The organism is Mesorhizobium sp. M7D.F.Ca.US.004.03.1.1 (genome assembly GCF_003998635.1).
In the GTDB taxonomy this organism is placed as follows: domain Bacteria; phylum Pseudomonadota; class Alphaproteobacteria; order Rhizobiales; family Rhizobiaceae; genus Mesorhizobium; species Mesorhizobium loti.
On sequence record NZ_RZQG01000201.1, the window covers coordinates 1 to 7,855 of the forward strand.

General features: G+C 63.9%; 10 protein-coding genes and 1 pseudogene. 4 read left to right on the forward strand and 7 right to left on the reverse strand.

The genetic code is table 11. The features are described from left to right. Both EN935_RS13930 and rlmN read right to left on the reverse strand, forming a co-directional pair. Positions 1-266 (reverse strand): annotated as a pseudogene (locus tag EN935_RS13930) (hypothetical protein); the annotation flags it as partial. Continuing rightward, on the reverse strand, positions 263-1,498 hold the full coding sequence (gene rlmN, locus EN935_RS13935; protein WP_126066927.1) for a 23S rRNA (adenine(2503)-C(2))-methyltransferase RlmN: 1,236 nt from the start codon (positions 1,496-1,498) through the stop codon (positions 263-265). The pseudogene EN935_RS13930 and the gene rlmN, both read right to left, overlap by 4 nt. A 270-nt stretch (positions 1,499-1,768) precedes the next feature. Here rlmN and EN935_RS13940 point away from each other — a divergent pair, with 270 nt between their 5' ends. Together EN935_RS13940 and EN935_RS13945 are read left to right on the forward strand one after the other, a co-directional pair. Further along, positions 1,769-2,068, forward strand: coding sequence for a hypothetical protein (locus EN935_RS13940; protein WP_127262516.1), 300 nt, complete (start codon positions 1,769-1,771; stop codon positions 2,066-2,068). Positions 2,069-2,221: 153 nt separating this feature from the next. Continuing rightward, positions 2,222-3,571, forward strand: a complete 1,350-nt coding sequence (locus EN935_RS13945; protein ID WP_127262515.1) for a chloride channel protein — start codon at positions 2,222-2,224, stop codon at positions 3,569-3,571. A gap of 54 nt (positions 3,572-3,625) precedes the next feature. Here the strand turns inward: EN935_RS13945 and EN935_RS13950 are convergent, their stop codons facing one another. The 3 genes from EN935_RS13950 to EN935_RS13960 all read right to left on the reverse strand — a co-directional run bounded on the left by EN935_RS13950 (position 3,626) and on the right by EN935_RS13960 (position 5,219). Beyond that, positions 3,626-4,129 (reverse strand): invasion associated locus B family protein, encoded by a 504-nt coding sequence (locus EN935_RS13950; RefSeq protein WP_056585679.1) that lies wholly within the window; start codon positions 4,127-4,129, stop codon positions 3,626-3,628. Positions 4,130-4,398: 269 nt separating this feature from the next. After that, the gene (locus EN935_RS13955) at positions 4,399-4,761 is read right to left on the reverse strand and encodes a YkvA family protein (protein ID WP_127262514.1); all 363 of its coding nucleotides are present in this window, start codon (positions 4,759-4,761) and stop codon (positions 4,399-4,401) included. A gap of 161 nt (positions 4,762-4,922) precedes the next feature. Continuing rightward, complete coding sequence (locus EN935_RS13960) at positions 4,923-5,219, reverse strand: 4a-hydroxytetrahydrobiopterin dehydratase (RefSeq protein WP_127262513.1); 297 nt, start codon at positions 5,217-5,219, stop codon at positions 4,923-4,925. 108 nt (positions 5,220-5,327) lie between these two features. Here EN935_RS13960 and EN935_RS13965 point away from each other — a divergent pair, with 108 nt between their 5' ends. Beyond that, positions 5,328-5,846 carry a low molecular weight protein-tyrosine-phosphatase gene (locus EN935_RS13965; RefSeq protein WP_127262536.1) on the forward strand — a complete coding sequence of 173 codons (519 nt, stop codon included), beginning with the start codon at positions 5,328-5,330 and terminating at the stop codon, positions 5,844-5,846. Here EN935_RS13965 and thpR read toward each other — a convergent pair. Both thpR and EN935_RS13975 read right to left on the reverse strand, forming a co-directional pair. After that, positions 5,750-6,346: an RNA 2',3'-cyclic phosphodiesterase gene (gene thpR / locus EN935_RS13970; RefSeq protein WP_109663738.1), complete on the reverse strand. Its 597-nt coding sequence runs from the start codon at positions 6,344-6,346 to the stop codon at positions 5,750-5,752. The two genes, EN935_RS13965 and thpR, sit on opposite strands and share 97 nt — an antisense overlap. Positions 6,347-6,474: 128 nt before the next feature. Next, on the reverse strand, positions 6,475-7,119 hold the full coding sequence (locus EN935_RS13975) for an arylesterase (RefSeq protein ID WP_109663740.1): 645 nt from the start codon (positions 7,117-7,119) through the stop codon (positions 6,475-6,477). An 88-nt stretch (positions 7,120-7,207) separates the two neighbouring features. Between EN935_RS13975 and EN935_RS13980 the strand changes: the two genes are divergently transcribed. Beyond that, positions 7,208-7,855, forward strand: a 648-nt coding sequence (locus EN935_RS13980; RefSeq protein WP_164771125.1) for an ABC transporter ATP-binding protein, incomplete at its 3' end; no start/stop codon positions are given.

Consider the following 7,855-nt stretch of genomic DNA (forward strand, 5'->3'; position numbering starts at 1 on the left):
AAGTAGAACCATCCCCGAAGCGAAAACCATTCGGCGACAAAGAGCGCGGGGCCGACGATCAACAGCGCGCCGATCATCACGGTCAAGACGGCGAGCGGGAAGGAGCCCAACCAGTCGAATGCGAAAATGATGGACCAGTTCCCGTCCTCGATGCCTTCCAGAAGCGCGATCAGCAGCACGGGCACCAGGATCGAGGTCAGCACACCGGCGATATAACCGACGGCCATCACGGCGAGGCGTTTCAGCCAGGCGAAGCGGCGGCTCACGCCTCGCCGTGCCCCGCGATCATCATGGCCTCCAGGGCCAGCCGGTCGACCTTGCGCATGCGCTCGGAGTCCGACTTGAGCTGGCCGCAGGCGGCCAGGATGTCGCGGCCGCGTGGCGTGCGAATCGGCGAGGCATAGCCGGCATTGTTGATGTAGTCGGCGAATTTCTCGATCGTCTCCCAATCCGAGCACTGGTAGTTGGTGCCTGGCCACGGGTTGAACGGGATCAAATTGATCTTGGCCGGAATGCCCTTGAGCAGCTTAATCAGCCCCTTGGCGTCCTCGATGGAATCGTTGACGTCCTTCAGCATCACATATTCGAAGGTGATGCGCTTGGCGTTCGACAGGCCGGGATAGGCACGACAGGCGGCGATCAGTTCCTTCAGCGGATACTTCTTGTTGATCGGCACCAAAAGGTCGCGCAAATCGTCATTGGTGGCATGCAGCGAGATCGCCAGCATGACGCCGATCTCCTCGCCGGTGCGGAAGATTTCCGGCACAACGCCGGAGGTCGACAACGTGATGCGCCGCTTCGACAAGGAAAGACCATCGCCGTCGGAAGCGATCAGCAGCGCCTTCTTCACCGCCTCGAAATTGTAGAGCGGCTCGCCCATGCCCATCATGACGATGTTGGAGACTTTGCGGCCCTCGGCCGGCACGATGGCGCCGTCCGGCGTGTCGCGGTCGGGGAAATCGCCGAGCCGGTCGCGGGCGGTGAGCAGCTGGGCGAGGATTTCCTCGGCGGTCAAATTGCGCACCAGCTTCTGCGTGCCGGTGTGGCAGAACGAGCAGGTCAGCGTGCAGCCAACCTGCGAGGAGATGCACAGCGTGCCGCGGCCTTCCTCGGGAATGTAGACGGTCTCGATCTCGACGGGCCGGCCGGCGCCGCGCGGCGGAAAGCGGAACAGCCATTTGCGCGTGCCGTCGGAAGAAATCTGCTCCTCGACGATCTCGGGCCTGGCGACGGTGAAATGCTTGTCGAGCTCGGCGCGCAGATCCTTGGAGATGTTGAACATGCCGGCGAAGTCGGAGACGCCGCGCACATACATCCAGTGCCAGAGCTGCTGGGCACGCATCTTGGCCTGGCGTTCCGGCACGGTGCCTGATGCAACCAGAGCCTCGGCGAGCTCGACCCGCGTCAGGCCGATCAGCGACGGCTTTTCGGGCTGCGCTGCGCGGGCACGCAACGCGTCACGGGTGCCGTCAATGGTAAGATCGAATGAAAGGGTCATGGTTGCACTAATATAAGCGGTTTGCGGCCGATTTCACGCATCGTGCCGGAAAGGAAGCGCGGCGCATAGCACAGGTTGAGGGCAGAGTCATGCGGCGGGAATGCAACGGCATGCACGCCGGCTGACAGGCTGCTACGACCATCTGGCAGCCTTGCCCAGTCTTTCCACGTAAAGGAACCGATCACATCGTCGTGTTTGCGTAACGATTCCCATCGCGCCGTCGAAATCCGAAGGGGGCAACCATGCCCCTACAAAATGGGAGTATGCAGAATGAACTCTATCAAGCTCGCCGTCATTGCCGGCCTCGTCGGCCTTTCCACCTCGCAGGCATTTGCCGAAGACGCGATGGGCACGATGACCATGATGAAGGGTGGAGAAGTGATGGCGATCATGCCGGACGGGCACATGGGCACCATGATGCCGGATGCAAAGATGGGCGCCGAGATGATGAAGATGGCAAAGCCGATCAAGCACTGCATGATGATGATGACCGACGCCAAGGGCAAAGCCTTCATGATCGATACGTCGACCAAGAAGGCTCAGGCCGAATGTGAAAAAATGGCCATGTGAGACCTCGTTGACCCGCCCCGCCGGCATGGAAGCCGGCGGGGCCATACGGAACACCGGCGGTGTCGAGCTGGAGCCCCCTCATCCGTCGCCCCTAAGGCTGGCCCAAATAGCCATCGCCATGTTAGGTCCGAACATCCCATCCCGAGGACAGACATGGCCGGCATATCGCGAAAATATCCCATGCTGCGGCGCACGCAGGCGATGTGGGGCTCGCGGCGCGTCTGGCAGCCGCGGCTGGTGTTCTGGGCCGGCGCCATCTGCATAGGCCTGATCAGCGTGCTGTTCGCGGTGCTGGCCGACCGGGCGCAAAGCCTGTTCCATGCGATGATCGGCAGCGAGGGGGGCGGGCGTTTCTATCTGCCGCTCATCGCCACCCCACTCGGTTTCGTGCTGTGCGCCTGGTTGGCGTACGCCTTCTTCCCCGGTTCGCAAGGCAGCGGCATTCCGCAGGCGATCGCCGCACGCCACCTGCGCGACGACGAGGACCGCAGCCATATCCTGTCGCTGCGGCTGGCGGCGGGCAAGATCGCGCTCACCATCGTCGGCCTGTTCTGCGGCGCCTCCATCGGCCGCGAAGGCCCGACCGTGCAGGTCGGCGCGTCGCTGATGCTGCAGGTGGCGCGCTGGGGCGGCATGGCGCAGGCGCGCGGCCTGATCCTGGCCGGCTCGGCGGCAGGCATCGCGGCCGCCTTCAACACGCCGCTGGCCGGCATCGTCTTCGCCATCGAGGAGATGGGCCGCACCTACGAGGCGCGCACCAACGGGCTGGTGCTGACGGCGGTGATCCTGGCGGGTCTCGCCTCACTCGGCCTGATCGGCAACTACACCTATTTCGGCGTCGCCAAGGAGACGATCTCGTTTGCCGCCGAGTGGCCGCTGGTGCTTGCCTGTGGTGTCATCGGCGGCGGTTTCGGCGCTCTGTTCTCGTTGCTGGCCTTGAAGGCGACGCGGCGGATCCGGCGCTGGAACACGCAGCAGCCACTGCGGCGCGCCCTGATCGTGGCGGCGGTCTGCGGACTTGCGGTGGCGGTAATCGGCATCGCGTCAGGTGGGCTGACCTTTGGCACCGGCTACATGCAGGCGCGCGGCGCCGTCGAAGGCACGCCGCTGCCCCCACTCTTCTTTGCCGAAAAGTTCCTGGCGGGGCTGCTGTCGATGGTCTCGGGCATTCCGGGCGGCATCTTCGCACCCTCACTGGCGGTCGGCGCCGGCATCGGCAGTTCGCTTGGCCTTCTCTTCGGCGCCAGCACGGGCGCGGCGGCGCTGCTCGGCATGGCCGGTTATTTCGCCGGCGTAGTGCAAGCGCCGATGACGGCCTTCGTCATCATCCTGGAGATGACCGGCAATCACGACAATGTCATCGCGCTGATGCTGGCCTCGATGCTGGGCTACGGCACGGCGCGCATGATCTCGCACGAGCCGCTCTATCACGCGCTGTCGCGGGTCTTCATCGCCGAGGCGATCCGGCGGCGGCGGGCGGAAGTCGCGCCGGGGCAAGGCTGAAAGAAAAAAGGCCGGGCTTCGCGGCCCGGCCTTTCCCTCAAAACGAAGCTTTGCCTATTTGCACTTGGCGATTGACGTCAGCGCCGCCGAAATGCCCTTCAGCGAGAAGACATAGGAGGTCGGGTTGCCGCGGCCGGACTTCGCCGTCACCTTCATATCGGTGCCGGTCTTCATGGCGGCGATCAGCACCGGCTCCTCGGCGGCATTCTCGACCCAGGCCGACTTGCCGCGCGTAAACATCGAGAAGGTCTTCTTGTCGATGGTGACGGTGGCCTTGGAGCCTTCCTGGAAGTTGTAGCCGGCGATGAATTGCGGCTCGTAGGAGACCTGCTGGCCGGGCCGCTGGCTGACGAAGAAGAACATGTCGCCATGGTCGAGCGTCGGCGGCTGCTTGTCGGTCGGCACGGTCAGGACATAGCAGACCTTGCCGCCAGAGGCCTGGTAGCTGTAGGTGCCCCAGGCATTGTGCTGGCCGATCTTGGTCGCCGACTGCGCCAGTGCCGGCGCCGCCACGGCCACCAGGACCAGGCTCGAAACTAGTGCAATCAATCCGCGCATCGCTTTTCCCGTATTCCAACTGGTGCGGCGGCAGGCCGGCTTGGCGTCCTGCCCGTCGCTTCATTTTGATTTAATCTGGGTTACCAAACGGTGAATTTCCTTTGAGAAAAGGACCCGCACCCGAGGAAACCGCCGCCATTCCCGCGCCGCCGCCCTGTCAGCGGGTGGCGCGACGTCCCTTCGGCGACTTGGAGGCCACGAAAGCGGCAAGAGTTTGACTTTTTGCGCTGCCGCCGAAAGCCGGCTTCAACGGCGTTTCGCGTGCGTGTTCAGCCCTTGTCGGCGATGGCGTCCTTGGCGGCCTGCCGGTGCGCCGGGGTGATGTGGGCGCTGACGGCGGTGATCGCGGCGGTGAGCACGGCGATGTCGTCGGTGAAGCCAAGTCCGAAGACGAAGTCGGGGATGACATCCACCGGCAGGACGAAATAGCCGAGCGCGGCCAGCAAGACGCCCTTGGCGCGCAGCGGCGTGTTCTTGTCCATGGCGCAGTAATAGGCGGCCACGACCTCTTCCATGAAGGGGATCTGCCGTGCGGCCTTCTTTGCCGTGCGCCAGAATTTCTCGCGCACCTCGTCCTCGTCGCCGAGCTTGCCGCCAAAGCCGAAGAAATCAAAACCGGATTGTTGCGCCATCAGTTTCTCCTTGCAGGGCTCATGCGCATCCCGGCGCATGCCCGCGAGCGAAAATGTGGTGAAACCCGACCCCCGCTGCAAGATGCCGGCGCCAATTTGGGTTTGCTGCCGCATCGTGGACGTCGCAACACCCGGGGCGATACCCGAGGCGATAGCGGGGGTCAGCCGCCGGCAAAGCGGTTCATCTTCTTCGCCAGATCGATATCGAGCGCGGTGACGCCGCCGGCATCGTGGGTGTTGAGCGTCACGTCGACGGCCTTGTAGACATTCGACCAGTCGGGATGGTGGTCCATCTTCTCGGCGGCAAGCGCGACGCGGGTCATGAAGGCGAAGGCCTCGGAGAAATTCGCGAAGGTGAATGTGCGCTTGATGGAGGCGCCATCCGCCGCCGGTGCCCAGCCTTCGAGCCCGACCAGCGCGGCGGCGATTGCGTCCTTGCCCAGTTTCTCTCTCGTCATGTCAGCTTCCCGTGCTATTTCCAAAAATGACTCTCACCATAGTGCATGTCGCCCAAAAGTGCGTTGCGGTTTTGGGATAGCGACATGCACAAAGACAAATCCGGATCGATGAGCGCGAAGCCCATAAATTCCATTCTTTTCGTCTGCCTCGGCAACATCTGCCGCTCGCCGCTGGCGGAAGGTGTCCTTCGAGCCGTCCTGGCGGAGCGCGGTTTGGGCCGGGACATCCTGCTCGATTCGGCGGCAACCAGCGGCTGGGAGGTCGGCTCCGATCCCGATCCACGCTCGATCGCGGTTGCGGTGCGCCACGGCGTCGACATTTCCGGGCAGACGGCGCGTAAGGTCACGCCGCAGGATTTCCACCGCTTCGACCTGATCCTCGGCATGGACCGGTCGAATGTTGCTGATCTGAAAGCGCTGGCGCCGGCAGCCATGCGCGACCGGGTGCAACTGTTCCTGGAATTCGCGCACGGCAAGGCGGGTGATGTGCCGGACCCCTACTATGACGGTGCGGAAGCCTTCGCTTCGGTCTACCGCATGATCCGCGAGGCGTCGGAGGCGCTGGCGACAAGGCTGGAGGTGCGGGCGTCCGTGCCTGACAGCGGCCAGGCTTCCTCGACGATATAGGGGCCGCCGCCGACCGAATCGCGCGACGACATCAGCACGAAACGGCCGATGCGGAACGGCAGCGTCGAGAAATTGCCGCGCGCCGACAGATATTGGGCGACGTCCAACGGGGTCGAATTGCGCAGCCTTGCAAGCGTGACATGCGGCATGAACTTGCGCGGGTCGGCGGGGATGCCGAGCCGCTGGCAGATGCGGTCGATCTCGCCCTGAAGGGCGGCAAGATCGGGCGAGGCGGAAGCACCGGCCCACACCGCATGCGGCTTCTTCTGGCCGAAAGCGCCGACGCCGGACAGCGCCAGCGAGAAGGAAGGGCGATGGACACGGTCGAGCGCGTTGGCGATCTCGTCGGCGACATGGCCTGGGACATCGCCGATGAAACGCAGCGTCAGGTGGTAGTTCTCGACGTCGATCCAGCGGGCGCCTGGCAGGCCGCCCCGCAGCAGGGACAGCGAAAGGGCGGCGTCACGCGGAATTTCGAGGGCGGTGAAAAGACGCGGCATGAAGAGCCTCCCTTCCTCGAATCGAACTGTACCCATAGCGAATCATCGATAGTCAAACGGGGCAAGATGTTTGTTGGTCACAGTCTTTGTTAAAAAGCTTCCCCAACGGAAACAGCTCCAGTCCCGCCTTACAAGCCGCCCGGCACCGCCAAGATGGCCTTCTCGACGGTGGGCAGGATGCGTTCGACCATCTGGTCGACGCCTCGCGCGTTCGGATGCAAGCCGTCCTCGAGCCGCATGCCCGGTTGGCCGGCGACGCCGTCGAGAAAGAACGGGTAGAGCGCAACGCCATATTTGCCGGCCAGGTCCGGAAAGATGGCGTCGAAGGCGTTCTGGTAGTCGGCACCAAGATTGGGTGCGGCGCGCATGCCGGCCAAAAGCACGGCAATCTTGCGCTCTTTCAGTCTACCCAGCATCTCGTCGAGGTTCTTCTTGGTGATGTCGGGCGAGACGCCGCGCAGCATGTCGTTGGCACCGAGTTCGAGGATGACCAGCTGCGTGCCGTCCGGCACCGACCAGTCGAGCCGCGCCAGGCCGCCGCTCGTCGTGTCGCCGGAGACGCCGGCATTGGCGACGGTCACATCATGGCCCTTGGTGCCAAGCGCTGCCTGCAGCCTGTCGGTAAAGCCCTGGTCCGGCCCAAGGCCGAAGCCCGCCATCAGGCTGTCACCGAAGCCAACGATCTTGAACGGCTCTGCACGCGCCGACGACATGGCGCCGCAAATGGCGAGGAAAACCATGAAGCCTGCGGCAATACTGCGTTTGAAAGACATGCGGCAGGCCCCATATGAACAAGGAATTCTTCCGGCGACGGCTTCCGGCAAAGCAGAGCCTTCATCCTCCATATAGGACGCTTTCATTTTGACAGAAGCCGTCATCGCGCTGAAAGACGTATCGCTGACGCTCGGCGAAGGGGCCTCTTCCGTCCATGTGCTGAAGGGCGTCAGCCTCGATGTGGCGGCTGGTGAGGCGACCGGCATCGTCGGTCCTTCGGGTTCCGGCAAGTCGACATTGCTGATGGTTCTGGCCGGTCTGGAAAGGGTCGATTCGGGTACGGTTCGAATCGCCGGCGAGTTGCTCAACGGCAAAAGCGAAGACCAGATTGCTTCGTTTCGTGGCCGAAACATTGGCATCGTGTTCCAGTCCTTCCACCTCATTCCCAACATGACGGCGCTCGAAAATGTCGCGGTGCCGCTGGAACTGGCCGGGCACGCCGATCCGTTTTCGGTGGCGGCGCGCGAGCTGGCGGCGGTTGGCTTGAGCGACCGCGTCACCCACTATCCCGGCGAATTGTCGGGCGGCGAGCAGCAGCGCGTGGCGATCGCCCGGGCGCTGGCGCCGTCGCCGCGCATTCTCATCGCCGACGAGCCGACCGGCAATCTCGACCAGGCGACCGGGCGGCAGGTCGCCGACCTGCTGTTCGCCAAGGCGGCCGAGCGCGGCATGACGCTGGTGCTGGTCACCCATGATCCGGCCCTTGCGGCACGCTGTTCGCGCCAGGTTTCGATG

Coding starts and splice junctions, on each gene's coding strand:
- thpR (WP_109663738.1), bottom strand. CDS start 6,346: ATGCCGCGTCTTTTCACCGCCCTCGAAATTCCGCGTGACGCCGCCCTT.
- EN935_RS13940 (WP_127262516.1), top strand. CDS start 1,769: ATGAACTCTATCAAGCTCGCCGTCATTGCCGGCCTCGTCGGCCTTTCC.
- EN935_RS13960 (WP_127262513.1), bottom strand. CDS start 5,219: ATGACGAGAGAGAAACTGGGCAAGGACGCAATCGCCGCCGCGCTGGTC.
- rlmN (WP_126066927.1), bottom strand. CDS start 1,498: ATGACCCTTTCATTCGATCTTACCATTGACGGCACCCGTGACGCGTTG.
- EN935_RS13965 (WP_127262536.1), top strand. CDS start 5,328: ATGAGCGCGAAGCCCATAAATTCCATTCTTTTCGTCTGCCTCGGCAAC.
- EN935_RS13950 (WP_056585679.1), bottom strand. CDS start 4,129: ATGCGCGGATTGATTGCACTAGTTTCGAGCCTGGTCCTGGTGGCCGTG.
- EN935_RS13945 (WP_127262515.1), top strand. CDS start 2,222: ATGGCCGGCATATCGCGAAAATATCCCATGCTGCGGCGCACGCAGGCG.
- EN935_RS13955 (WP_127262514.1), bottom strand. CDS start 4,761: ATGGCGCAACAATCCGGTTTTGATTTCTTCGGCTTTGGCGGCAAGCTC.
- EN935_RS13975 (WP_109663740.1), bottom strand. CDS start 7,119: ATGTCTTTCAAACGCAGTATTGCCGCAGGCTTCATGGTTTTCCTCGCC.